This is a genomic window from Flavobacterium circumlabens, from assembly GCF_004345565.1.
Classification (GTDB): domain Bacteria; phylum Bacteroidota; class Bacteroidia; order Flavobacteriales; family Flavobacteriaceae; genus Flavobacterium; species Flavobacterium circumlabens.
Genome location: NZ_SLWA01000001.1, coordinates 203,464 through 229,702, shown reverse-complemented (window position 1 = coordinate 229,702; position 26,239 = coordinate 203,464). Strand labels below are relative to the sequence as shown.

At 36.3% G+C, this 26,239-nt stretch carries 15 protein-coding genes; 6 read left to right on the top strand and 9 right to left on the bottom strand.

All coding sequences use genetic code 11. From position 1 onward, the window contains the following. Positions 1-2: 2 nt before the first annotated feature. The 8 genes from EV142_RS00975 to porU form a co-directional block, all read right to left on the bottom strand. On the bottom strand, positions 3-416 hold the full coding sequence (locus EV142_RS00975; protein WP_132031848.1) for a nuclear transport factor 2 family protein: 414 nt from the start codon (positions 414-416) through the stop codon (positions 3-5). Between the two features lie 69 nt (positions 417-485). Further along, positions 486-1,037, bottom strand: a complete 552-nt coding sequence (locus tag EV142_RS00970; RefSeq protein WP_132031846.1) for a carboxymuconolactone decarboxylase family protein — start codon at positions 1,035-1,037, stop codon at positions 486-488. A 289-nt stretch (positions 1,038-1,326) separates the two neighbouring features. Then, positions 1,327-3,189 (bottom strand): hydrolase/aminopeptidase, encoded by a 1,863-nt coding sequence (locus tag EV142_RS00965; protein WP_132031844.1) that lies wholly within the window; start codon positions 3,187-3,189, stop codon positions 1,327-1,329. A 111-nt stretch (positions 3,190-3,300) separates the two neighbouring features. Further along, complete coding sequence (locus tag EV142_RS00960) at positions 3,301-4,959, bottom strand: pyruvate dehydrogenase complex dihydrolipoamide acetyltransferase (RefSeq protein ID WP_132031842.1); 1,659 nt, start codon at positions 4,957-4,959, stop codon at positions 3,301-3,303. Positions 4,960-4,965: 6 nt separating this feature from the next. Then, a complete protein-coding gene (gene pdhA / locus EV142_RS00955; protein WP_132031840.1) occupies positions 4,966-5,964 on the bottom strand; it encodes a pyruvate dehydrogenase (acetyl-transferring) E1 component subunit alpha in 999 nt (332 codons plus the stop codon). A gap of 157 nt (positions 5,965-6,121) precedes the next feature. Beyond that, entirely contained in the window at positions 6,122-6,604 is a 483-nt protein-coding gene (gene cdd / locus EV142_RS00950; protein WP_132031838.1) for a cytidine deaminase, read from the bottom strand. A gap of 76 nt (positions 6,605-6,680) precedes the next feature. Next, the gene (porV, locus tag EV142_RS00945; RefSeq protein ID WP_132031836.1) at positions 6,681-7,880 is read right to left on the bottom strand and encodes a type IX secretion system outer membrane channel protein PorV; all 1,200 of its coding nucleotides are present in this window, start codon (positions 7,878-7,880) and stop codon (positions 6,681-6,683) included. Between the two features lie 42 nt (positions 7,881-7,922). Beyond that, entirely contained in the window at positions 7,923-11,759 is a 3,837-nt protein-coding gene (porU, locus tag EV142_RS00940) for a type IX secretion system sortase PorU (RefSeq protein WP_132031834.1), read from the bottom strand. A 213-nt stretch (positions 11,760-11,972) separates the two neighbouring features. Between porU and gldJ the strand changes: the two genes are divergently transcribed. Together gldJ and EV142_RS00930 are read left to right on the top strand one after the other, a co-directional pair. Beyond that, positions 11,973-13,658: a gliding motility lipoprotein GldJ gene (gene gldJ / locus EV142_RS00935; RefSeq protein ID WP_132031832.1), complete on the top strand. Its 1,686-nt coding sequence runs from the start codon at positions 11,973-11,975 to the stop codon at positions 13,656-13,658. Between the two features lie 117 nt (positions 13,659-13,775). After that, positions 13,776-15,059, top strand: a complete 1,284-nt coding sequence (locus tag EV142_RS00930) for a UDP-N-acetylmuramoyl-tripeptide--D-alanyl-D-alanine ligase (protein ID WP_132031830.1) — start codon at positions 13,776-13,778, stop codon at positions 15,057-15,059. A 48-nt stretch (positions 15,060-15,107) separates the two neighbouring features. Here the strand turns inward: EV142_RS00930 and EV142_RS00925 are convergent, their stop codons facing one another. Continuing rightward, complete coding sequence (locus EV142_RS00925) at positions 15,108-17,987, bottom strand: helix-turn-helix and ligand-binding sensor domain-containing protein (protein ID WP_132031828.1); 2,880 nt, start codon at positions 17,985-17,987, stop codon at positions 15,108-15,110. A gap of 344 nt (positions 17,988-18,331) precedes the next feature. Between EV142_RS00925 and EV142_RS00920 the strand changes: the two genes are divergently transcribed. The 4 genes from EV142_RS00920 (at position 18,332) to EV142_RS00905 (ending at position 26,214) form a co-directional block, all read left to right on the top strand. Next, a complete protein-coding gene (locus EV142_RS00920) occupies positions 18,332-21,454 on the top strand; it encodes a SusC/RagA family TonB-linked outer membrane protein (protein ID WP_132031826.1) in 3,123 nt (1,040 codons plus the stop codon). A gap of 17 nt (positions 21,455-21,471) precedes the next feature. After that, positions 21,472-22,998: a RagB/SusD family nutrient uptake outer membrane protein gene (locus EV142_RS00915; RefSeq protein ID WP_132031824.1), complete on the top strand. Its 1,527-nt coding sequence runs from the start codon at positions 21,472-21,474 to the stop codon at positions 22,996-22,998. Positions 22,999-23,197: 199 nt separating this feature from the next. After that, entirely contained in the window at positions 23,198-24,658 is a 1,461-nt protein-coding gene (locus EV142_RS00910) for a glycoside hydrolase family 30 protein (RefSeq protein ID WP_132031822.1), read from the top strand. A gap of 86 nt (positions 24,659-24,744) precedes the next feature. Beyond that, complete coding sequence (locus EV142_RS00905) at positions 24,745-26,214, top strand: glycoside hydrolase family 30 protein (protein WP_132031820.1); 1,470 nt, start codon at positions 24,745-24,747, stop codon at positions 26,212-26,214. Positions 26,215-26,239: the final 25 nt, after the last annotated feature.

The window sequence follows — 26,239 nt, the reverse complement described above, 5'->3', positions numbered from 1 at the left end:
TTTTATAATGTACGATCGGATTCTTCTATGGCCAAATCGTTAATGCTGGCATATCGTTTTTGCATATAGCCATTTTCATCAAACTCCCATAGTTCATTTCCGTAACTTCTAAACCATTGACCTGAATGATCCTGCCATTCATATTCAAATCGAACAGCCATTCTGTTTTCCTTGAAACCCCACAACTCTTTTTTAAGTTTGTAATGCAGTTCCTTTTGCCATTTTTGGGTTAAAAACGCTTTTACTTCCTCACGTCCATTAATAAAATCGGTTCTGTTTCTCCATTCCGTATCGATGGTATAGGCTAAAGCTACTTTTTCCGGATCTTTTGTATTCCACGCATCTTCTGCAATTTGTACTTTTTGCAGTGCGGTTTCCATTGTAAATGGTGGTAAAGGATGTCTTGGTGTTTCCATTATTTTTTTTATACTAAGATAGTCATGAAATGAATCATGACTATCTTTAGGGATTGTTATTTTTTGTAATTAGTTCTGTAATGCTAAACTTTGAACTGCCGGAAAATCAATTTCTGTATTGGCAGTATTATTGAAATAGTTGGTCAGGATATTTAACGCTACGTGACCAACAGTTTCAGCTAATTCAGCATCAGAAACTCCTGCATCTTTTACGTTGTTTACATCTACATCATTTACTAAACCATTTTTGCTGACCAAAGTTTTAGCAAATTGTAGAATCGCTTCCGTTTTTGCATCTGTTGAGTTTCCTGTTCTTGCAGCGTGTAAAACGGCTGGGTCAGCTTTTACCAGTTTTTCTCCGATAAAAGTGTGGGCGGCCAGGCAATAATCACAAGCGTTTTCTTCTGAAATAGCTAAAGCTAAAAGTTCACCGGTTTTTGCACTTAATTTACCGTGGCTCAAAGCGCCGCTTAAGTTTAAATACCCTTCTAATACCGCCGGGGAATTCCCCATTGTTCGCATCATGTTGGGAACAACTCCTAATTTAGCCTGTACAGCGTTGAATAAATCTTTTGTTTTACCTGTTACTTCTTCCGGGTTTAATGCTGTTAATCGTATCATCTTATTTAATTTTTAATGTTATTATTGGTTGTTGTCTTTTGACATTACAAAGATGCGACGATCACAGTTTTTACAGCATGGAGAATGTACGCTATGTGATGGACAATTTTCCCACAGGAGTTTTTTTATAAAAAAATCCCCGATTACGACGTGTAACCGGGGATTTTAATGTTGAGTCTCAGTCACAGTATTCAGTCTCAGTATTCAGTGAAACTGCAAACTGAGACCGCGACTGCAAACTGTGACTGTGACTGAGACTGTGACTGAGACTGAAAACTGAGACTGAAAACTACTTCAAAACGCCTTCAACCGCCTGAACAGTTGTAGCATGGTAACCTGATTTTGCTTTTTCGAAAATCTTTTTCGCCCAGTCTTTTCCAGGAGATGTTTTTACCAATTCTTTATACAGTGTCATTAAAGAACCTGTTCGGCTCGTTCCGATCATAAATTGTTCGATTGCAGGATAAGCAACGGTATAATGACTGCGGATGGAAGGAACAAACCACTGACGTTTGATAACGAAGTTCCCGCCTTTGGTGAAATTGAATTCCGCATCAATTTCCGCCATTTCTTTCGGAGTGACATCTTCGGGTAAATAATCTATGAAATGCTGTTTTTCTGTTGTTGATTTTATCTTTTGGCTTAAACCTTTCACTCCGGTGGTTCTCCAGCTTTTCTGGATAGCGTCGATTGCTGCGAAGTCTTCCGAAACGGATGGAGTAATGTTCGAAGGGATTCCCGGTTCGTAAATCCATTCGTCTGCTTTTATTTTATCAGCAAGCGCTTTGTCGCCTTTGATAAGGTTTTCATTCAGATATTTAATAAAATCTTCTGTTGTTATGGATCTGAAAGCATGCGCGTTAAAATAATTTTTGATGAAAACATCGAATTTCTCGCGACCTACAGCGTTTTCAATCACTTTAAGAAAATTATATCCTTTTACATAAGGCACTTCGCTGATTCCGTCATCCGGATTTCTTCCTTTCAAATCTACTTTAAGACGCGTGTCCGGATTTGTTTTTCCATACTCCTCGATATTGTCATCTAATACTTTGCGAGTCAGAACATCCTGCATTTTAGCCTCTTTTACGCCAAAAATTTCTTCTCCGATTCGGTGTTCCACATAAGTGGTAAAACCTTCGTTTAACCAAATATCATCCCAGGTGGCATTAGTCACTAGGTTACCGCTCCAGCTGTGTCCTAATTCGTGTGCCAGTAAGCTTGTCAGCGAACGGTCTCCTGCAATAACTCCCGGTGTTAAGAATGTCAGGTTTGGATTTTCCATTCCTCCGTAAGGAAAGCTTGGAGGCAAAACCAATACATCATAACGTCCCCAACGATAAGGCCCGTATAATTTTTCGGCAGCGACTACCATTTTTCCCAGCTCAGCAAATTCCCAGGCTGCTTTTTTAAGTACAGAAGGTTCTGCGTAAACACCAGTCCTGTTGTCAATAGATTGAAATTCAATGTCTCCAACAGCTATTGCCATTAAATAAGAAGGAATTGCTTTGTCTTGTTTGAACGTGTAAACACCTGTATCGTTCTTTTTCTCCGGATTTACAGAGGCACTCATGACAGCCAGTAAATCTTTGGGAACCGTAACTTTTGCGTTATACGTAAAACGAACACCCGGAGAATCCTGACATGGAATCCAGGTACGGGACCAGATGCTTTCGCCTTGAGAAAAAAGAAACGGTTTCTTTTTGTCTGCGGTTTGCTGCGGATTTAGCCACTGTAATGCCACTGCATCTTTGGTAGTGCTATAGTAGATGTTGACTTTGGTCGTATTGGGTTCGATTGTGATATGAAGTGGTTTTCCGTGGAACTCAACTTCAGATCCCAGTTCGAATTTGGTTTCTTTCTCGTCATCACCCAAAGTTACTTTTGTAATCGTAAGCGTGTTTTCATCGAAAATGATTTCATTTCCTTTGCTGATATTGTCAATCTGCCAGGAAGCTTTTCCTGAAATGGTCTGTGTGTCAAAATCAACTTTGATATCAAGATCTAAGTGTTTTACAACAGCTAGATCTGGTTTGGAGAAAGTATGTTCGTCTGTAACGATTTTCGTTTCTTTTTCATTTTCTTTGGTGGTTTCTTTTTTCTGGCAGGCTAGTGCAGCCATAAATAAAGTGAGGAGAACTATTTTTTTCATAGGTTAAAAGTTGAATTATGAATCTAAATTAAATAAAAAATCCCGTTTTGAAAGTTCAAAACGGGATTTTAATATAAATTGCCTTCGACTTCACTCAGGCTGACATGGAAATTATGCCAACATGGTTACCGGGCTTTCGATGTATTGTTTTAGTGTCTGTAAAAATTGTGCTCCGGTTGCACCGTCAATTGTTCTGTGGTCACAAGCCAATGATAACATCATGGTGTTTCCTACTACAATCTGACCGTTTTTAACTACTGGTTTTTCTACAATTGCACCTACAGAAAGGATAGCAGAATTCGGTTGGTTGATAATTGAATTGAATTCAGTAATACCAAACATTCCAAGGTTAGAAACGGTAAAAGTGCTTCCTTCCATTTCCTGTGGTCCTAATTTTTTGTTTTTAGCTCTTCCGGCCAAATCTCTTACTGAAGCACCAATTTGCGACAAACTCATAGCATCTGTAAATTTCAATACAGGAACTACCAATCCGTCTTCAACAGCTACAGCAACTCCAATATTTACGTGGTGGTTGATGATGATGGCATCTTCTTTCCACTGAGAGTTGATTTTTGGATGTTTTTTCAAGGCTAAAGCACAAGCTTTAATTACCATATCGTTAAAAGATACTTTTGTATCCGGAACTGTATTGATTGTTGCTCTCGCGGCCATTGCATCATCCATGCTTACTTCGATCACTAAGTTGTAGTGAGGTGCTGTAAATAAAGATTCTGCTAAACGTTTTGCGATGATTTTACGCATTTGAGAGTTTTTGATCTCTTCTGTGAAAACTTCTCCGGCAGGAACAAATACTTTTGGAGCAGCAGGTGCAGCAGTTTCCGCTTTTGGTGCGGCAGCAGTTGCGTTTGCAGCAGGTTGTCCCTGAGCAGCTGGAGTAAAGTTTTCGATATCGCTTTTTACGATACGTCCGTTTTCTCCTGAACCTTTAACCTGAGTTAACTGGATTCCTTTGTCAGAAGCGATTTTTTTAGCTAGTGGTGAAGCTAAAATTCTTCCTCCATTTGATGAAGTATCAGCTACAGCTTCAGTTGCTTTTTCAGCAGCAGGAGCCGCTTTTTCTTCAGTTGCAGGAGCAGTTGCAGTTCCTCCGGCAGTATAATTGTCAGCAATTCCTGAAATGTCAGTTCCTGCAGGCCCGATGATCGCTAATAAGCTGTCAACAGGAGCTGTATTTCCTTCTTGAATTCCGATGTATAATAATGTTCCGGCATTGAAAGACTCAAACTCCATAGTCGCTTTGTCTGTTTCAATTTCAGCTAAAATATCACCTTCAGCAACAGCATCACCTTCTTTTTTCAACCAGGTTGCTACCGTTCCTTCCGTCATGGTATCGCTCAAACGCGGCATAGTTACCACTACAACCCCTTTTGGTAATTCAGTTGCAGCTTTTGCAGCAGGAGCTTCTGTTTTTGTTTCTGCAGCAGCAGGAGCAGCTTCCGCTTTTGGTTCCGAAGCTTCGGAACTGGCAGCAGGAGCGTCGCCACCGGCTAAAAGAGCAGAAATATCTTCTCCTTCGTTACCAATGATCGCTAATAAGGAATCAACAGGGGCAGTTTCTCCAGCCTGAATTCCAATATGTAAAAGAGTTCCTTCGTTGAAAGACTCAAATTCCATTGTTGCTTTATCTGTTTCAATTTCAGCAAGGATATCACCTTCACTGATTTTGTCGCCTACTTTTTTTAACCAAGTCGCTACCGTTCCTTCCGTCATAGTATCGCTCAAACGAGGCATTGTTACTTTTATCGCCATAATATATTATAGTTTATGAGGGGTGAATGGATAGTCTTCTTGTGCGTATACTACATCGTATAATTGTTGCAATTCAGGATATGGAGATTCTTCAGCGAATTTCACACATTCTTCAACCAAATCTTTCACTCTTTGGTCAATTGCTTCGATTTCTTGTTCTGTAGCATATTTTTGATCCATGATTACATCTAAAACCTGAGTAATCGGGTCAATTTTTTTGTATTCTTCAACTTCTTCTTTCGAACGGTATAATTGTGCATCAGACATAGAGTGTCCTCTGTAACGGTACGTTTTCATTTCAAGGAAAGTTGGTCCGTCTCCACGACGGGCTCTGTCAATAGCTTCTGTCATTGCTTCAGCTACTTTCACAGGATTCATTCCGTCAACTGGTCCGCAAGGCATTTCATATCCTAAACCAAGTTTCCAGATGTCAGTATGATTGGCAGTTCTTTCAACAGAAGTTCCCATCGCATAACCGTTGTTTTCAACGATAAATACAACTGGTAATTTCCATAGCATAGCCATGTTAAAAGCTTCGTGTAAAGATCCTTGTCTTGCTGCTCCATCACCAAAATAAGTCATGGTAACACCACCGGTTTCAAAATATTTATCAGCAAAAGCTAAACCAGCTCCTACCGGAATTTGTCCACCTACGATTCCGTGTCCTCCGTAAAAACGGTGTTCTTTAGAGAAAATGTGCATAGAACCTCCCATACCTTTAGAAGTTCCTGTTGCTTTTCCTAAAAGCTCAGCCATTACACGTCTAGGATCAACTCCCATACCAATTGGCTGAACGTGGTTTCTGTAAGCAGTAATCATTTTATCTTTAGTCAGGTCCATAGCGTGCAAAGCACCCGCTAATACAGCTTCCTGTCCATTATATAAGTGTAGAAAACCTCTAACTTTTTGTTGAATGTATAATGCTGCAAGTTTGTCTTCAAACTTTCTCCAAAGCAGCATGTCTTCGTACCACTTTAAATATACTTCTTTTGTAACTTCTTTCATCTGAATTCTTTCTTTTGCTAAAGTTGTTTGTGTTATCAATTGTTGCCTATAACGCAAAATAGTTTCCTCCCACAAATTTGCGCCCGAAAGGTCGGGATGCAAAAATAAGACATTCCGTTTAAGAACTAAAATTTAAAAGCTACTTTTTGGCCTTTTTTTACAAGAACTTTTTATCGAACATAAAAGGGAGCAGATTTTTTAGGGAAGCAGATTTATAAATGTCACCAATTTCACCCATAAAATAGATTTCTATAGGGGTGTCCTGTTTAATTTCATATTCTGCAATTGATTGTCTGCAAGACCCGCACGGCGGAATGGGTGCTGTGGTCTGGTTGGTGTCGGAAGCTGCGGTTATGGCCATTTTTAGAATTTTGGCCTCCGGGTACTTGCTTCCTGCATAAAATATGGCAGTTCTTTCGGCACATAACCCTGATGGATAAGCGGCGTTTTCCTGATTAGAACCTGAAATTATTTCCCCGTTATCTAAAAGTAAAGCGGCTCCAACCTTAAATTGTGAATAGGGGGCGTAAGCTTTTTTGCGAATTTCGACTGCTTCAGTCATTAAATCCTGAACATCTTTCGGGAGTTCGTTTAAGGAATCGTATGCCGTAAATGATGATGTAACACTAATTTCTTTCATTCTTTTTAAGGGAAAAAAAATCCAAATTCCTATAAAGTAGAAATTTGGATTGTAATTATTCTTTTATTTATTTCGTCTAGTAAACTTCGTATTTGTCGCCAAAGTTAAAGGTTAAAGAAAAACGAAGTGTGTTTTCTAACGGATTTTTAACTTTTGATGACGAAAATAAGTAAGAAACGTCAACTTTTACTACATTGTATTTAAATCCGGCTCCCAGAGAGAAAAACTGACGGGCTCCTTTTTCAGGGCTTTCGTGGAAATAACCTGCTCGTACTGCAAATGAATCCTGATACATATATTCTGCTCCTAAGCTATAAGTGATTTCTTTTAATTCTTCACTAAAACCGCCCGGTGCATCTCCAAAAGATTTAAAGATTCCCGAAGCCCAGCCTGTTTCATTGTATTTGTTGTAGCTAATTGAGTTTGCTTCTTCCTGGGTAATGTCGTCAGGATCTGTAAAATCCCCGTCTCCATTGGTGTCAACAGGAGTACCTGGTCCCGGAGGAGTTGGTACTAAAAGTTTTGTAAATTCAAGACTTACTCCAACTTTGTTGTAATCATCAAGGATAAAATCAAAACCTCCACCCACTCTTAAGTTGGCCGGTAAAAAATTGGCACTTAAATCGTCATTGTCATAACTTATTTTGGGACCTACATTCTGAATGTTAAAACCACCTCTCCATCTTCCGTTGAAGCTGTTATAGGCAATTTCTTCTGACTGATAAAATCCTGCCACGTCTACTGCAAAAGAACCCGCCGCTGAGGCATCAGTATCTTCTGAAGCAACTTTTAAATTAGAACGGATATACCTTGCCGCAACTGCCATCGAGAATTCATCACTCAATTTCAAAGAGTAAGAACCGTCTAAAGCAAATTCGTTTGGAGATACAATATTTGGAATATCATTAGGATCTCTCCTTAATTCAATGTCACCAAAACCAAAATAACGGATGCTACCCGCGAAGGCACTTCTTTCGTTGATCTTGTTGTAATAGGTTACTTGTCCAAGGGAAATGTCGTTGGCTAAGTCTGTTAAATAAGGAGTGTAACTAACGGAGAAACCTTGCTTATCGACTGAAAAGGCGTATTTGGCAGGATTCCATTGTTGTGAGTATGCATCGGCTGATGTTGCAACACCCTGATCTGCCAAACCGGCTGCTCTGGCATCTGCTGCTACTAATAAAAATGGGACTCCGGTGGTAATGGGTACGATGTCCTGAGCTTTTGCGTATGAAATAACGAGAAAACAAATTAAGAAGAGTGCTGTTTTTTTCATTTATGGGAACTAAATATGTTTATGGTACAAATATATATATTTTTATAAGATGACAAGCTTTTCGTACTTTTCTGCCTTTTTATTAGTTAAATTAGACCTTACGGTAAGTTTGTAAATATAAACTCCCTTTCCGATTCGGTCTCCAAAATCATCTTTTCCGTCCCAGGTGATCTCTCTTGATAAAAACCCTTCTGTTGTAATGATTTGATTTTTAGTCCATACCACTTTTCCGGTAATGGTCATTACCTGAACCTGAACATCCAGCGGTTCATAGGGCCTGTTGTGCGAAAACCAAAATTGGGTATAGGTTGAAAACGGATTTGGATAATTAAGAACGTGTGAAAGGGTCAGAGATTCATCTCCTGCCACTATAAATTGTATTTCGCTTGTCACAGGGTTGTTGTAAACGTCCCATGCCGTAAAACTTATAGTGTGTATTCCTGCTTTTAAATTTCTTAACGGGAAACGCAAGTTTCCGTTAGTGTAATCGTCTAATTTAGTTTGATAATAATCGTTTAATATATAAGGATTACTAACATCTCCATCTAAAATCGCTACAATATCATGACCAATTCCACTAGCGGTATTTATACCATTTTCATCTTCTAAAAAAGCCAATAAGAAGGGGGAACTATTTGTAATTCCACCCGAAACAAAAGTTTCGTCGTTCATATATAACTTAACTTTCGGACTTATATTGTCCTGAGGTGCATTTTCATTTATTCCGCCGATTTTAATGGTGGTATTGTAGCCGGATTGATTTTCCAGAAGACTCTCTTTCTTGGAGTAGAAACTAATTCGGCCGTTATCAACCGGGATTCTGATATCTCTTGGTACAATAAAACTGAATTCAAACTGACCATTTTTTATAGAGGCATTTCCTCTGAAGATTGTCTCTCCAAGAGTTTTGAAAGACATTGCAGGGCTAAGGCCATCGTTGTTTAATGTTGTAGATGTAATGGATTTGTCAAAAATAGCCGTGAACAATTCTCCGTTATAACTGCTTAACAAAGAGTTGTTTTCATCGGTAATTTCCCCGGTAATTTTAATTTTAGACAGTGACTTAAAGTCGGATATGGGCTGTGAAATAACAACATCATTTACTTTTGTTAAATTAATTCTGGGTTTTGGAATGGCCAGCATCAAAGCAGGATCTCCCAGGTAAAAGATAACATTGCTGGAAGAACTTGGTTTTTCATTTTTAGAAATTCGAAGCGTTTCAGCAATTGTTGTATATTGATTTGATCCGTACGCGAGTAAGTTTTTGCTTAGGCTGTCGTTGAAGTTTTCAGCGTTATATTGTCCGATAGAACGAATCGTGGTCAGCATGGAGATTGCACCGCCTTTCGGATTCCAGAAAGTATATTCGCCTGCAGTTGGCCTGGTAGGATCGTCAAATCGGGAGAACTCACAGGTAATGGTGATAAATAAGGGATATTTGTATTGATTGTTCAGGTTTTGGCCGTCGGTTTTCTCCCAAATTCGTTCACTTGCCAAACCGTCTTCTCCTCCGTGACCTAAATAATTGAATACTAACGCGCCTTTTTCAAAAGCATTAAATAAATCTGTTCTTGCCTTCGGGTATCTGGACCCGCCCGAAGACGCTTCCTGCGTGTAGGCGTCAAGGATAATTTTATCAATATTGAAAAAAGGTTTTTCTGTGGCTATCATATCTGCCAGACTGTTTTGTCTGGATTGTAAACTGGCGTCAGAATCTTTATCGGAATCATCACTTATTAAAACAAAGTTGTTTCTCCAGTTTCCGTACGATTTGTCATTGTGGTATTCTAAAACTTTGTTGACCATTTCCTGAGCCTGAGTAGTACTTGAAACCAGCATTCTTCCAACGGCAATGTCGATTCCCTTGGCAAAAGAAGTCAGGTTTCCTTCGTTGGAATCCATCAGTCCGAAAAAATCATCGGAAGCAAATGAGGCTTCTCCAATTGTATTGCTTACTAAGGATTGATATATAGGTACAATATTGTTGTTGTTTTGGGTACGGTTTTTATAATCAAATGAGGCGTCACCAAATAAATTCAGGTATTTTATTTTTTTATCTGTTGAAGAAGCGTTGTCGTATATGTATTTGATGCAGTTTCTGATAGCCGCAATATCCTGCTTTCCGGAGGAGAATTCCTGGTAGATATTTTCCAATGCAATTACTTTTACGTTTAAATTAGAATACGTACGATGAAAATTGGCCAGATTCTCCGCCTGGGAAAGCAGAAATCTTGGGGAAACAATTACGTAATCAATATCCTGAAATGTGTTTTGTGCATTTTTGAAGAGTGTTCCTTTTAAATTCTGATTGGCAATTTTAGACTGATTTTCTTTTAACGGACTGTAGTAATCTGCCGGATCAATTGCGATGTATTTTCGGATTTCTCCCAAAGAAGCCTTGAAACTGAAATTTGCCTGACCTGTATTTTCAATTTTTGATACATTATATAGGTCAGTAAGGTCCCAGATTTGCGTGATACCCGTTGCGTTGCCAATGGTATAATTGACTGTTCCTGGTGTTGAACCGGCCAGGTCATATTGAAATTTAAATTGTTTGCCAGTTCCTAACAGTTTCCTTTTGGCAACTAAATTGATATAATCCAGATATCCTTTCGATCCCGGAACACCGTTATTATTGTATACCAATTTTATTTTTACATTTTCAGCACCTGAAAAAGAAGTGTTAGCAGGAAGTTTGTTATCGCTGAATTTTACTTCGGAATTCGATTCTAAGGGTGCGAAATTAAGAGTGCTGATGTTTTGTCCGTTTGCAGAAACTGTAAACGTAGTAGCGGTGTAGGCTGCTGAAACGGCATTTAATTCTATTTTTATAGGAGTTGTCACTTCAAGGTTAGGAAAACTAAAATCGAATTCCTGCTCTGTATCAATATCAAAAGCCTCTCCAAACCATTGACGCCCCGTGTGAGCAATATTTATTTTGTCAATTTCATGGTATTGATAGTCGTCGTAAGTATTTAATTCGAGCGTGCTGTTGCTTGTGGGTTGATTTAGGGTTGCAATCCTTTTTCCGTCTCCGCCTGCGATTGTTATATAATAGTACGATTTTGTATCGAATATATTAATGTTGGTCTGGCTTTCTGTATTCCAGTTGTCAATTCCTTCACCATAAAAAAGAATATAATCGTCATTGTTAAAAGCTCCGTCACTTTCTCCAATAACCTGAATGGCATTTTCGGTTAAATCATCAGGATAATAGATATTGTTGGCAAGCGGAAGCATTTTACCGCCATTTCCGTAAATTTTGATTCTTTTTGGATCAGCTTTGTCGGCATCAAATCCCAAACTTTGTAAAAAGGACTTTGAAATTTTGTAAACACCTGATTTTTCGATATAAAATCGATACCAATCTCCCGATGACAAAACCGAATTGTGGATTTCATTTGATTTCTGAAAAGAAGAAGCGTTGCTGCTTTTTGATGCTGAGTTGTTTATGGAATAGGAAAAGGATCTTACACGTTTGTAGCCATTTCCGTCCTTTATAATTGGACTAAGAGAAATAAAAGCTTGCGTTTTATCTCTTGCCAAAGCGATTTCCAGCGCTTCATTTAGTTTGGAAGGTATGTTTTTAAGTGTTAAATCTCCAAGCTCTGTAATTGAAATTGTTTCATAAGTGATGTTGGTAATTTGAAGAGAACTGCCGTTTGAGTAGCTTGATTCGGCTAAGCTAAGTAGCAATGTTATGCTTTTTTTAGTAGTATCCAGTCGAAAAGCGTCTCCTGAAAAGTAGGGGATAACAATTCTATTGTCGCCGAAACCCGTCTCCTTTTTACTTTGCCAATCTAGCGTAAAGCTCCCATTTATCTGGGAAAATGAAGCAAATGAAATGAAAAACAGATATAGAAAAAAGGTTTGTTTCATAGACTGAAAAATCGAAATTAAATTTAAAATATTTTAGTAAGTAAAAATATAGTATTTCATGTTATAGTAAATAATAAAAAGTATATTTTTGCGTTCGTAACTATAGGTTATTTTCTGGTAAAAAACGGCTAAATAAAATTATGAGAACAGATGTTGCTAATTAAATGTTAATTATTATATTGCAGCACCTAAATTTATCACCTAAGAATGAGTATGAAAGTAAACAAAATTGTAGTCTTGCAATTAATGATGTCAATTGTATTGATGTTGGGCACGGCTAGTTGTAGCAAAAAATCGAGTTCCAGTCACGCTTCCAGAGCAACTGGTTGGGATGTAGATAGTCAGAATGGAACTTCTGCCAGAAATGCAGGGAAAAAACAACAGGCTGGTCCTGGTTTGGTTTTTGTTGAAGGAGGTACGTTTACTATGGGTAAAGTACAGGATGATGTTATGCACGATTGGAATAACACTCCAACTCAACAACACGTTCAATCATTCTACATGGATGAAACTGAAGTTACGAACGGTATGTATTTAGAATACCTGGAGTGGCTTAAAAAAGTTTTCCCTCCGACAGAAGAAAATTACAAAAATATTTATGAAGGAGCATCTCCTGATACATTAGTATGGAGAAATCGTTTAGGATACAACGAAACGATGACAAACAACTACTTAAGACATCCTTCTTATGCTAACTACCCTGTAGTTGGTGTTAACTGGATTCAGGCAGTTGAATTTAGTAAATGGAGAACAGACCGTGTAAACGAAGCTGTTTTAGAAAAAGAAGGATATATTAAAAAAGGTGCAAAAACACAAGATGTTAGTGCAGAAAGTTTGTTTAATACTGAGGCTTATGTTGCTTCTCCATCTACTACTTATGGTGGTAATGAAGAATTGGTATTAAAGAAAAATCCTAACGGAAGAAGACCAAAAGCTGGTAAAGACGGTGTAGTTCCAGATGAGAAAAATGTGTACGCACAACGTTCTTCCGGTGTTATCTTACCGGAATACAGACTTCCTACTGAAGCAGAATGGGAGTACGCTGCTGCTGCTGATGTTGGACAAAGAGAATACAATATATATAAAGGACAAAAGAAATACCCTTGGTCCGGAGATTATACACGTTCTTCTAAACGTAAAAACAAAGGAGATCAATTGGCTAACTTTAAGCAAGGTAACGGTGATTACGGTGGAATTGCTGGCTGGTCAGATGATGGAGCAGATATTACAAACTCTGTAAAAAGTTACGCGCCAAATGATTTCGGTCTATATGATATGGCAGGTAACGTTGCAGAATGGGTAGCTGACGTTTACAGACCTATTATTGATAATGAAGCGAATGATTTTAACTATTATAGAGGAAATCAATATGCTAAAAACAAAATTGGTAAAGATGGTAAACTTGAAATTATCACTAAAGAAAATATCAAATACGATACTTTAAGTAATGGTAAAGTTGTAGCAAGAAATCTTCCGGGAGAAATTGCTCAGGTTCCTGTTGACGAAAATGAAACCTATTTGAGAACTAATTTCAGTACAAGCGACAATATCAACTATAGAGATGGTGATAAACAATCATCTAAATATTTTGACTTTGGAGATTCTGAAGCTGGAGCAAAAGCAGATCAAAACATGTACAATTCTCCTAAACACAATATCACTACAGATAGTTTAGGTAAAATGGTAAGAAAATACGACAACTCTAGTAAACGTACTACTTTAATCGATGATAAAGTTAGAGTTTACAAAGGCGGATCCTGGAGAGACAGAGCTTACTGGTTAGATCCGGCTCAAAGAAGATATTTCCCTCAGGATATGGCAACAGATTACATCGGATTCAGATGTGCAATGTCAAGAGTAGGTTCAAAAGCTGAAAAAAGAAAGTCACCTAGAAACTAGGTTTTAGAAAATTTCAATAAAAAAAATTCCAAATTCCAAAAGCTGAATCTTCAGTACGGAATTTGGAATTTTTTTATTCTTTTTTTTCTATTTTTATCATAATAAAAAATTTTACAAATGAATATTCAGGACATTCATAATTTATTTTTGCAATGTAAATCGGTTTCAATAGATACAAGAAAAATTGAAACCAATTCTATGTTTTTTGCCATAAAAGGCGAAAACTTTGATGCAAACACTTTTGCAAAACAGGCGCTTGATTTAGGTGCTTTATTTGTTGTTATTGACAATGCTTCTTATTTTATTGATGAAAGAACAGTATTGGTTGAAAATAGCCTGGAGACCTTACAGGAACTAGCAAGCTTTCACCGTACTTATTTAAATCTGCCTGTTGTTGCATTGACCGGAAGTAATGGTAAAACAACAACCAAGGAACTTATAAATGTCGTTTTATCTAAAAAGTTTAAGACTAAAGCTACTATCGGTAATTTGAATAATCATATCGGGGTTCCGTTAACTTTGTTGTCTTTTACAAAAGATACCCAGATCGGAATTGTTGAAATGGGAGCCAATCATAAAAAAGAGATTGAGTTCCTATGTGAAATAGCGCAGCCGGATTACGGTTATATCACAAACTTTGGCAAGGCACACTTAGAAGGTTTTGGAGGTGTTGAAGGTGTTATACAAGGAAAAAGCGAAATGTATAAGTATCTTGCGGAGCATGATAAAACGGTTTTTGTAAATCTTGAAGATCCTATTCAGGTAGAGAAATCCAAAGAGATCAAACGTTTTACCTTTGGAATTAAAAAGAATGAAGCAAATGTTAGAATCAATACTATAGAAGCGAATCCTTTTGTGGTTATAGAATATGAAGAGTTTGTTGTTAATTCTAATTTAATAGGACTTTATAACGCAAATAACATCAATGCGGCAGTTGCAATAGGTATTTATTTTAATGTTGGAAATAACGATATTAAAGCGGCGATTGAAAGTTACACGCCAGATAATAACAGATCTCAGTTATTAAAAAAGGGAACCAATCAGATTATATTGGACGCTTACAACGCAAATCCAAGTAGTATGGCTGTTGCAATTGCTAATTTTATACAATTGGACAATTCTAAGAAAATAATGATATTAGGGGATATGTTTGAACTTGGAAACGAAAGCAGCCAGGAGCACAAAATTATTGTTGATTCAGTAATCGGTCAAAATCAATCGGTTTGTTATTTGATCGGAAAAGATTTCTACGCACACAGAATTTCTAATGAAAATGTTTTTTTCTTTGAGACTTTTGATGCTTTTGCAGATTACTTAAAGACGATTAAATTTAACGACAATACAATTCTAATAAAAGGCTCCCGAGGAATGGCATTAGAACGTACATTAGAATATATCTAAATAAATCAAGCAAAAACGCCATCAATGTTGATGGCGTTTTTGCTTGATTTATATGCTCATTAAAAACCCGATAAGATTTTCCTTTTTATTCAGGCCAAGTTTTTTTCTTAGACGATACCTTGCTAATTCGACACCTCCTGTTGAAATATTCATGATTTCGGCGATTTCCTTTGTTGACATATTCATTAAAAGATAAGTAGATAAATCCAGTTCCCGGGGCGAAATGGTTGGGTATTTTTCTTTTAATCTTTTCAAAAATTCAAAGTGTACGTTTTTAATGTGCTTCTCTAAATCTTTCCAGCTTTTATCGGTGTTAACCTCTTTGACGATACTTTTGTGCAGCTTGTTAAATTCAAATTTTGTGGAATCATCCAAAGTATTGGTGTCTATGTCCTTTATTTTTTGAATGATGCCGTTCAAAACCTTGTTCTTTTTTACAACCTGAAGCGAATTACTGACCAGCTCTTTGTCTTTCGCAAGAATCTTTATCTGAAGTTTGTCGCTTTTTAATCTTTCGATTTCTTTTTCCAGCTCATGTTGTTCGTGTCTGATTTTGGACTCTTTTTCCAGATACAATCTTCTCTGTTCGATGGTTTCGTAATATTTGTTCTTTCTGATTTTAAGTTTGACCCGATCCGAAGTGATATAGACCCCGGCAAGAATTAGGAAAAAATAAGTTAAATAAGCTAGAAAATGCCTGTACCAGGGTGGTGAAATGGTAAAATTAATTTCTGAAGCTTCCGATTCTACACCATAGCTGTTTTTTGCCTTGATTTGCATTTTGTAATTCCCTTCTCTTAAATTTGTGTACTCTTTTACAGAAGTAGTAGACCAATTACGCCAGTTTTCTTCAAATGGTTCTAATTTGTACGAGTATGTTACGTTTTCCTGATTTTCATAAGTTGGGGACGAAAAAGTGAATTTTACGTGATTCGAGTTGTATGGAATTGTCAGGTCTGTTAATTGTTTTTCGAGATTTCCTGTTATAATTGTATCACTTGTGGAGGAAAAGCTTTCAAAAAAGACTTTTGGTGTTGTGATGAAATTATTCGATATTTTAGAATCATAATGGGCCAGTCCATTCGTCAGGCCGATGAAAATGTTATTAGGGTCAATTGTATTAACAGAAATATAATTGTTTACTAAATTACCTGTCAGGTTAGAAAACGGAGCGTTTTGGCTATTATAAGTTCCGTTTTTCATTTTTAACAGAACCCCAATAGATTCGTTATAAGAATACCATAAATTACTATTACTGTCTTCTATTAAGGTGTTTATAGGTGGGATTTTTTGAAACAAATTGGTTAATTTTTTGTCTTCAAAAAAGTTCTCCTGTTCATCACTATATCTGTAAAAATGGTTTTTGGTTTGAAAATATACTTTGTTGTTTATCGATTGTAAACTTCCTATTCCCTTATAGGAAGGTGAAATTTGCATGTGTTTTTTGATATAGTCAAATCTTTTCAGATCTTCAGATAATTTCATTTGATACAAGTAAGGCTCTTTTTTTAACCACAAATAATTGTTATCCAGCTCAATTTCGAAAGTATTCGTTGTTTCATCAAATCCACTTACCTGATTAATGAAATTAATTTCATTTGATGAATTCTTAAAGATTGAAAATCCATTATAACTTTCCCCGATAATATAACCGGGATGACTGGGAATTGTTTTGAAACCGAAATAACCCCTAGTGTCTAATATTTTCAAAACTTTATTTTGATTTATTACCAATGCTCCGCTATTGCTTGCGCAGAGAAGAGTGTTGTTTAATACCTGAATATTCCAGGCTTGTGCAATTGTTCCTTCAACGCGCGTGAAAGGTTCGTCTTTAAAAGGAGTTGTCCAGGAATGGTAAAACAGCCCCTGATTAGTTGCTACGTATAAATTTTTGTTGAAAATTACGGAAGCGTAGACAGTGCCTATATTATAACTGTAGTCGAAAAAGGTAAAGGGTGAGTTTTGATTTATAAACGTAATTCCATTATCGAGGCCTAGCCATAAGTTGTTTTTGTTGTCAACAAATGACGTTAGAATAGTATTGTTCTGCAGCCCCTTTTGCCGGTTGAGATGCTGGATTATTTTTCCGTTTAAATCACAAATAATTATGCCATTAAGAACGGAGTTCAGAACAATGAATTTATTTTTTATGATCGAGCCGCCAAGGGAGGTATTTTTCAGGATAAAAGTATTGGCTTCCGTGTTCCAGGATTTAACGCTGTTGTAGTCGTAAATAAAAAGCCCCTTTTCTAATGTTGCAAAGAGTATCTTATTATTGGGTAATGGAAACATGGCCCATATTTCTTTATCGTTTAAGGACGTAGTGCCTTTCAGTGCAATCAGTTTTTGATCTTTGTATTCCAGAATACCTAAAACTTTATCCTGAAAATAAAGGTGTTTATTTATAATAAAAGAAAATTGAAATTTATTAGGAGCATTTATAACAATGAGCTTGTTATTCCTGTAAAAAAAGACTTTTGTAAAAGATTGAAATATTACTTCTCCTTTATATATATGTATTCTCCAGATTAAATTGATATTTCTGCTGTCTTTTTTGCTGACTAAGTCAGAAAGGGAATGGTATTTTAACTTTCCTTTTTCATCACTTTTAAAAAATCCAAATTCATTATTTCCTCCAACATAAATTTTTCCCGAACCATCAATTTTGAGACTTCGGATTGCTGTATTATTTGGAAGGGAATATTTGTTCCAGGTTGAACCGTCAAATTGGATTAATCCACTATTGTTTGCAAAGTAGACATTACCATTTTTATCCTGATCAATATTCCAGTTTTGAGTGCCTCCCTTATAGTCGGATCGCTTATAGTTCTTAATTGCGGGTAGCCCGATGTTTTTTACTTGGGAAAAAATAGTAAAAGGCACGATAGAAAAGAGAAAAAGAGAAATATATGTATTTATGAATTTCATAATTTTAAATCGGTATTTTTATTAGTAATGTTTTATAATCTACTTTTTTTCTGATTATTGCAGATGCTTTATTGTGTTTTATTTGAAAAATTTCGAATAATAGCGAAAATAATTCATTTTCATTAAATGTAGTGTTTATTTTATTTAGTTAACAATTCTATAACAATATAAATTTATTGTTAAAATGGTAATTATCAAATAATTAAAAATATATTGATGTGTTTTTGTAATGTGTAAATTTATCTTTTGATGTGTTTTTGTAATGAATTTTAATTATAAATAGTAAAAATTTAACTTTATTATTGCATCAAATTACTAATTAATTAACCAAAATTTTTAGAAAAATGAAATTAACAAAATTACTTATTTTTTGTTTTTCATCTCTATTGTTTTCAGTTATCGCAATGGCACAAGATGTTACGGTAAATGGAATTATAAATGATGAAAGTGGCTTACCCGTCCCAGGGGCAACAATCTTAATTAAAGGTACAAATAAGGCAACCGCCTCTGACTTTGATGGAAAGTTTCAAATCAATGTTCCGTCAAATGGTACTTTAACAGTTAGTTTTGTAGGTTATAATACAGTACAGGAAGCTGTAAACGGAAGAACTAAAATTGAAATCAGATTAAAGGCTGAATCTCAAAGTTTAAATGAAGTAGTAGTCGTAGGATACGGTACACAAAAGAAAAGTGTAGTAACAGGTGCTATTTCCAGCGTTAAAGCAAAAGCTTTGGAGAATCTTCCGGTAACCAGAATCGAGCAATCTTTGCAAGGTAGAGTTTCCGGAGTTTCTATTGCAGCAAATGCAGGACAGCCGGGATCTGCTTCTACGATCCGTATTCGTGGTTTTACTACTTTAAACAATAACGATCCTTTATGGGTAGTGGATGGTGTTATCGTTGATAACGGCGGTATAGGATACCTGAACCAGTCTGATATCGAATCTATTGAGGTACTTAAAGATGGTGCTTCAGGTGCTATTTATGGTTCTCGTGCAGCTGCAGGAGTTATCTTGGTAACTACTAAAAAAGGTAAATCGGGTAGTATTTCAGTAAACTATAGTGGTTATGCAGGTACTTCGCAAGCTTCTAACAAAATTGATTTACTTAATGCATCTCAGTATGTAACTATTATGAATGAGGCGTACACAAATGGAGGTAAACCAGCACCTTATTCAACTGCAACAAATTACGGAAAAGGGACAAACTGGCAAGACGCAATATTTAATAATAGTGCACAACGTTATTCTCACGAATTAAGTTTTAGTGGAGGAAATGAAAATTCTACATTTTATATGTCATTTGGTTTATTAGATCAGGAAGGTATTGTAACAACTGATATTTCTCACTACACCAGAAAAAATATCCGTTTAAACTCGAACCATAAATTAGGGAAGTATATTAAAATTGGTCAGACGTTAGGATACTCTAACGAAAAAACAATTGGTATTGGTAATACGAATGACGAATTTGGTGGTCCATTGGCATCTGCAATCAATTTAGATCCATTGACTCCAATTATTGAGACCAATCCAAACCAGCCAATTTATCAAAATAATCCTAATGCTCTTAAAGATGCAAATGGTAATTATTATGGTATTTCTACTATTGTAACTCAGGAAAATACAAATCCACTAGCTTACACTCAAACCAGATTAGGTAACAATGATTTTTCTGATAATTTCGTTGGTAACATATTTGTTGAAGCAGAAATTTTACCTGGATTAAAATTCAGATCTACTGCGGGTGGTAAATTAGCCTACTACGGATCAGATAATTTTACTCCGGTGTTTTTCCTTAACGGAGCTACAAAGAGAGATAAAAACGAATTATTCAGATCGTATAAAAAATCATTCAGCTGGAACTGGGAGAATACTTTAAACTACACTAAAAAATTTGGTGATCATAATTTTAGTGTGTTAGTAGGAAAAGGTACTTATATAGATAATATTACTTCAGGTAATGATGTTACTTTTCAGGGGGTTCCTGCAACAACACATGATGAGGCTTCATTTAATGTAGAAATTCCGATTACTGATAAAATTGCGAATGCATATGGTTCTCAAGCAGATGAGCATAGAGTAGAATCTTTATTCGGAAGATTAAACTATGATTACAAAGAAAAATACATTTTTACAGGTATTATTCGTCGTGATGGATCTACCAAATTCGGACCAAATCATAGTTACGGAACTTTCCCTTCAGTATCTTTAGGATGGGTGCCATCAAAAGAAGGTTTTTGGAAAGAAAATAACGTTATAAGCAACTTAAAAATTAGAGGAGGTTACGGGGTAACAGGAAATGATTCTTCTCCTGATTTTTTATTCATTTCAACTATTGGTATCAAAAGAAACTATACTATTGGAGGAACACCAACTCCAGGACAAAGTCCAAATGCGATTCCTAACCCTGATTTGAAATGGGAAGAAACAAAACAAGCAAACGTTGGATTTGAGACTACCTTATTTCAGGATTTCAATTTAAGCGTAGATTTCTTCAACAAAAAAACGGAAGGGATTATCATGCCAGTGCCAAACCCTGGATATGTAGGAGCAACCGGAGATACTTATGCCAATTTAGGCAGTATGGAGAATAAAGGGCTTGATATTGAGTTAGGTTACAGAAAAAAAATAGGTGGATTAAACCTTGCTGTAAATGGTAATTTCTCTTACATCAAAAATGAAATAACGTTCCTTGATGAAGGTACTCTTTTTGTTGGAGGAAAGGAAACTGTACAATCAAGTTCTTATGAAATTAACAGAACTCAGGTTGGACAAGCTTACAATTCATTTTACGGATTCAAAACAAATGGGATTTTTCAATCTCAGGCAGAAGTTAATGCTTACACAAGTTCAGGAGGTACTGTAATACAGCCTAATGCTAAGCCAGGAGATTTCCGTTGGAAAGACTTAAATGACGATGGTGTTATTGATGGAAATGATAGAACTTTCTTAGGAACTTCTTTACCTAAATACACCTACGGTTTTACATTAAATCTGGATTATAAAGGATTTGACTTGTTAGTATTTGGTCAGGGTGCCGGAGGAAATAAAATTTATCAGGGATTAAGAAGATTAGATATCATAAATGCAAATTACTCAACTGACGTTTTAAACCGTTGGACAGCACCGGGATCTACAAACAGTTATCCTAGAGTTACGACAGATGATACCAACAAAAACTTTAGTAATCCATCTGATTTTAATTTGGAAAAAGGAGACTTCTTTAGATTCAAAACAATTCAACTTGGATATTCATTACCAAAAGAATGGATACAAAGTATTGCATTACAGAGAGTTAGATTGTACCTGACAGGAGAAAATCTGTTCACAATCACTAAATATAGTGGTTTTGATCCGGAAATTGGAGGGCCAACTGCGGCTGGCCAGGATAATGTACAAGGAGTTGACAGAGGATATTATCCTCAGGCAAAATCGTACATGTTAGGAGTTAATTTGCAATTTTAATTAAAAAATAAAATATTATGAAACTTATAAGTTTTAAAATGTCGTTCATCGCATTAGGAGTGTTAGTGACACTTGGAGCGTGCGATACCGATGAAAAATTAGAAGTAAAAGGAGATGGAGTTGTATTTGAGGAGGATTTTTACAGAAACGAAACAGAAGCGTATTCCGGTTTAGTTGCTGCTTATGATAAAGTAGGCAAATTTGCAGGATCTATGGAAACTGCACCATTGTTATTTTTAAATTCAGCATCAGATGATTTTTATGCGGGAGGTGGAAACTCTGGTGATCAGCCAGGTCTTCAGGTGGCATCAAATTACACTGTGACCCCTAGTAATATTCCGCCTGCAATCTGGGCAAATTATTACCAAGGTGTTTTTAGATGTAATGTTATGATTCAAAAACTTCCTGCCGTTCCTATGGATGCTGCTAAAAAAGCAAGATTTATGAGTGAAGTAAAAGCATTACGTGCTTATTATTATTTTGATCTTGTAAGAATGTTCAAAAATGTTCCCTTAATATTAGCACCACTTACTAAGGACGAGGTTCACAATGTTTTGCAGGCAAAACCTCAGGATGTGTATTTGCAAATCGAAAAGGATTTAAACGAGGCTATCGCAGATTTACCTGTTACGGTGGCAGCAAATGAGTCAGGACGTTTAACAAAAGGTGCAGCAACAGCACTATTAGGAAAAGTGTACTTATATGATAACAAAAAAGCTGAAGCCGCTGTTCAATTAGAAAAAGTAAACGGTACTCCTGGTGGTACAAGTAGTTTTGGTTATAAGTTGATGCCGACTTTCGCTTCACTATGGAATCACGCTAATAAATTTAACACAGAATCTATTTTTGAAATTGCTTACTCTGACAAATCGAATGCGGACTGGGGTAATTTTGAAACAGGAAATGACGAAGGAAATGTGGCTGCACAGTTAATGGGAATGAGAGATTATTCCAGAACTGCGGCAGGAAAGGCGGCAGATTTGCCTGATTACATTAACGGATGGGGTTTCATGGTTGTTACAACAGATTTAGCTAATGCATTAAAAACAGACCCTCGCTTTGCATCTACAATATTTGATGCCAATGCAGAAAAAGCTGCAGGCCGCATAACTTTTACAGATAGTTATAATGAAACAGGATACCATTTTATAAAGTATGCAGCCGTAAACAAAGATATTACAGCAACAAATCCTTTCTTAAATTTTGCTATCAATACTTATGTGATTCGTTTGGCTGATACTTATTTGTTAGAAGCAGAAGCTTTAGGAGGAACCGGGCCAAGAGCTCAGGCACTTCTGGATGCTGTTAGAAATAGAGTTGGATTAGGACCTGTTCCGGTTTCTTTAGATGCTATTTACGCAGAAAGAAGACTGGAACTTGCAGGAGAAGGACACCGTTGGTATGATTTAGTAAGAACAGGTCAGGCAGCTGCTAAACTTGCTTTTAAAGGATTTATACCAAATAAAAATGAAGCTTTCCCAATTCCATATACTGAATTCAACAACACTAAAATGGAACAGAATGATGGATATATTCAAAATTAATATAAAGAGTTGAAAAAAAAAACAGCTGTTTTTGTCAGCTGTTTTTAAAAGAAATCTCAATTTATGTTAATATAAGTTAAGTTTAAGTTTGGTTGTAAATAGCCCATAATCATTATGAGTATGGGCTATTTTTTAATCAGGACGGCTAAAGATTTGACTAGGAAATTCAAAAGCTATTAAATTATTTAAAACATATTCAATGAAAAAATTTGGCTTTATTATTACTTGTTTATGTTTTTCATTATCTGTTTTTCCACAGCAGAAAAACCAAAAGCAACAACAAAAATTTACCACTACCAATAAAAAAATTACTGTTTACACTACAGCAGCTAATACAAAATTAAGGTTAACCCCTACAGATAATTTAGATTTTACCGCATCAAAACAGCCAATAGAGACAGAGATATCTATTTTTGTTGAACCATCAAAACGTTTTCAGAGTTTTCTGGGAATCGGAGGTGCCATTACGGATGCAAGTGCCGAAATTTTCGCCAAATTATCAAAAGAAAAACAAACGGAATTTTTAAATGCCTATTACGATACACAAAAAGGAATCGGATATTCATTGCTAAGAACAACTATTCAAAGTTCTGATTTTAGCAGCGGAAGTTATTCCTATATTGAAGAAGGAGATAAAGATTTAAAAACATTTTCGATTGATCATGACCGTAAATATCGCATTCCGATGATCAAGGAAGCCATTAAAACCGCAGGTGGAAAATTAACGACCTATGCCACACCGTGGTCGCCAAACGCTTTCATGAAAAATAATAAAAATGTACTAAAAGGAGGGAAATTACTACCTGAATATTTTCAGTCCTGGGCTAATTTCTATTCAAAATTTATAAAAGCATACAACAAAGAGGGAATTCCAATTTGGGCAACATCCGTTCAAAATGAGCCAATGGCTACTCAAACCTGGGAATCTTGTTTGTATACTGCTGATGAAGAAAGAGACTTCCTGAAGAATTTTCTTGGCCCAACATTAAAAAAGGACGGACTGGGGAATGTAAAAATAATTGCATGGGACCATAACCGTGATTTAATGGTGCAAAGAGCCAATGTTATTTTCTCTGACCCGGAAGCTTCCAAATATGTTTGGGGAATTGGTTTTCACTGGTATGAAACCTGGACAGGTGCTCAGCCCATGTTTGACAATGTTGCAAGAGTACACGAAGCATATCCGGACAAAAAGCTTCTTTTTACAGAAGGTTGTGTCGAAAAATTTGATGCGGCAAAATACCAGTTCTGGCCAAATGCGGAAAGATACGGGACTTCTATGATTAATGATTTTAATAATGGAACTGTTGGCTGGACAGACTGGAACATACTTCTGGACCAGTTTGGAGGACCCAATCACGTAGGTAATTTTTGCTTTGCGCCTGTACACGCAGACACCACTACCGGTGAGTTGATCTATACTCCGTCGTACTATTATATTGGTCATTTTTCGAAATTTATTCGCCCTGATGCAGTGAGAGTGAGTACATCTGTAAGCCGCAGTTATCTTTCAAGCACTTCTTTTTTGAATAAGGATGGAAAAATGGCGACCGTAGTAATGAATAATACAGATAATGAGATTACCTACAATTTTATAATTGCAACTGAGCAGGCAATTGTAAAAATTCCATCACACGCGATACAAACGCTTGTGTATTAGTATTTTTTGAGTTAGTTAGAGGGTTAATGTGATCATCCATTTTAACCCTCATTTTTTAATTAAATAAATTGTTTTTCTGAAAGTACATGAAACCTATAAACAGAATTTTAATAGCACCATTACTCGTTCTGCAATTAAGCTGTTCTTCATCCAGAATTGTGGACAATTCTACTGTTTCTGCATCAAAATCAAATAAAAAGATAGAAGTTTATACGACAGCCGAAAATACCAGTTTAAGATTGTCTTTGTCCGGTAATTTTATCTTAAATCCAACTTCACAACAAACAAGGTCAATACATTCAATTGCGATTGACAGTAAAAAAACCGATCAGACTTTTCTCGGGATAGGCGGAGCCATTACAGATGCAAGCGCTGAAGTTTTTGCTAAATTATCACCCAAAAAACAACAGGAATTTTTAACCGCTTACTATGATAAAAATAAAGGAATTGGGTATTCTTTAGCCAGAACCAACATTCATAGTTGCGATTTTAGCAGCGAAAGTTATACGTATATTGAAGAAGGTGACAAAGACCTGAAAACCTTCAATATTGATCACGATAGAAAATACCGAATTCCATTACTTAAAAGAGCAATTGAAACTGCCGGCGGGAACTTAACTTTATTTGTTAGTCCGTGGAGTCCCCCAGCTTTCATGAAAGACAATAATGATATTTTGCACGGCGGCGTTTTATTGCCTGAATTTGCACAATCCTGGGCCAATTATTATTCCAAATTTATAAAAGCGTACGAAAAAGAAGGGATCCCGGTTTGGGGATTAACCATTCAGAATGAACCCATGGCGAGTCAGAGATGGGAATCCTGTATTTATACTCCGGAAGCCGAAAGAGATTTTCTGAAAAACTTTCTTGGGCCAACATTACAAAAGGACGGGCTGGGTTCTAAAAATATTATTATCTGGGATCACAACCGTGGAGATATGCTGGAAAAAAGAGCCAGTCTTGTTTTCTCAGATCCCGAAGTTTCAAAATATGCATGGGGAATCGGATTTCACTGGTATGAAACATGGAACGGCGGAACTCCGAAATTTGAATCAGTTGGGAAGGTTCATGAAGCTTTTCCAAATAAAAATTTACTTTTTACAGAAGGTTGTATTGAAAAATTTGATGCCTCAAAGTTTCAGTTTTGGGGAAATGCCGAACGTTACGGAATCAATATGATCAATGATTTTAATAATGGAACGACAGGCTGGACAGACTGGAATATTCTTTTGGACCAAAACGGAGGCCCAAATCATGTTGGCAATTTCTGTTTCGCACCCCTTCATGCAGACACCACAAAAGACGAATTAATCTATACACCAATGTATTATTATATCGGTCACTTATCAAAATTTATTCAACCGGGAGCCAAAAGAATAAGCAATTCCACAAGTGATAAAAGTTTATTAAGCACTTCTTTTTTGAATACAAACGGAAAAACGGCAACAATTGTGATGAATGCATCTGACAAAGAAGTGGTGTATGAAATCATAATTGATTCTTTCAAAAATACAATTACAATACCAGCACATGCGATGCAGACTCTGGTCTATTAGAGTTTTTTAATACGATATTAATATA

Excerpts from the sequence above, each read along its gene's own strand:
- EV142_RS00930 (WP_132031830.1), top strand. The coding sequence starts at position 13,776 with ATGAATATTCAGGACATTCATAATTTATTTTTGCAATGTAAATCGGTT.
- gldJ (WP_132031832.1), top strand. The coding sequence starts at position 11,973 with ATGAAAGTAAACAAAATTGTAGTCTTGCAATTAATGATGTCAATTGTA.
- porV (WP_132031836.1), bottom strand. The coding sequence starts at position 7,880 with ATGAAAAAAACAGCACTCTTCTTAATTTGTTTTCTCGTTATTTCATAC.
- porU (WP_132031834.1), bottom strand. The coding sequence starts at position 11,759 with ATGAAACAAACCTTTTTTCTATATCTGTTTTTCATTTCATTTGCTTCA.
- pdhA (WP_132031840.1), bottom strand. The coding sequence starts at position 5,964 with ATGAAAGAAGTTACAAAAGAAGTATATTTAAAGTGGTACGAAGACATG.
- EV142_RS00975 (WP_132031848.1), bottom strand. The coding sequence starts at position 416 with ATGGAAACACCAAGACATCCTTTACCACCATTTACAATGGAAACCGCA.
- EV142_RS00915 (WP_132031824.1), top strand. The coding sequence starts at position 21,472 with ATGAAACTTATAAGTTTTAAAATGTCGTTCATCGCATTAGGAGTGTTA.
- EV142_RS00905 (WP_132031820.1), top strand. The coding sequence starts at position 24,745 with ATGAAACCTATAAACAGAATTTTAATAGCACCATTACTCGTTCTGCAA.
- EV142_RS00960 (WP_132031842.1), bottom strand. The coding sequence starts at position 4,959 with ATGGCGATAAAAGTAACAATGCCTCGTTTGAGCGATACTATGACGGAA.
- EV142_RS00920 (WP_132031826.1), top strand. The coding sequence starts at position 18,332 with ATGAAATTAACAAAATTACTTATTTTTTGTTTTTCATCTCTATTGTTT.
- EV142_RS00965 (WP_132031844.1), bottom strand. The coding sequence starts at position 3,189 with ATGAAAAAAATAGTTCTCCTCACTTTATTTATGGCTGCACTAGCCTGC.
- EV142_RS00970 (WP_132031846.1), bottom strand. The coding sequence starts at position 1,037 with ATGATACGATTAACAGCATTAAACCCGGAAGAAGTAACAGGTAAAACA.
- cdd (WP_132031838.1), bottom strand. The coding sequence starts at position 6,604 with ATGAAAGAAATTAGTGTTACATCATCATTTACGGCATACGATTCCTTA.
- EV142_RS00910 (WP_132031822.1), top strand. The coding sequence starts at position 23,198 with ATGAAAAAATTTGGCTTTATTATTACTTGTTTATGTTTTTCATTATCT.
- EV142_RS00925 (WP_132031828.1), bottom strand. The coding sequence starts at position 17,987 with ATGAAATTCATAAATACATATATTTCTCTTTTTCTCTTTTCTATCGTG.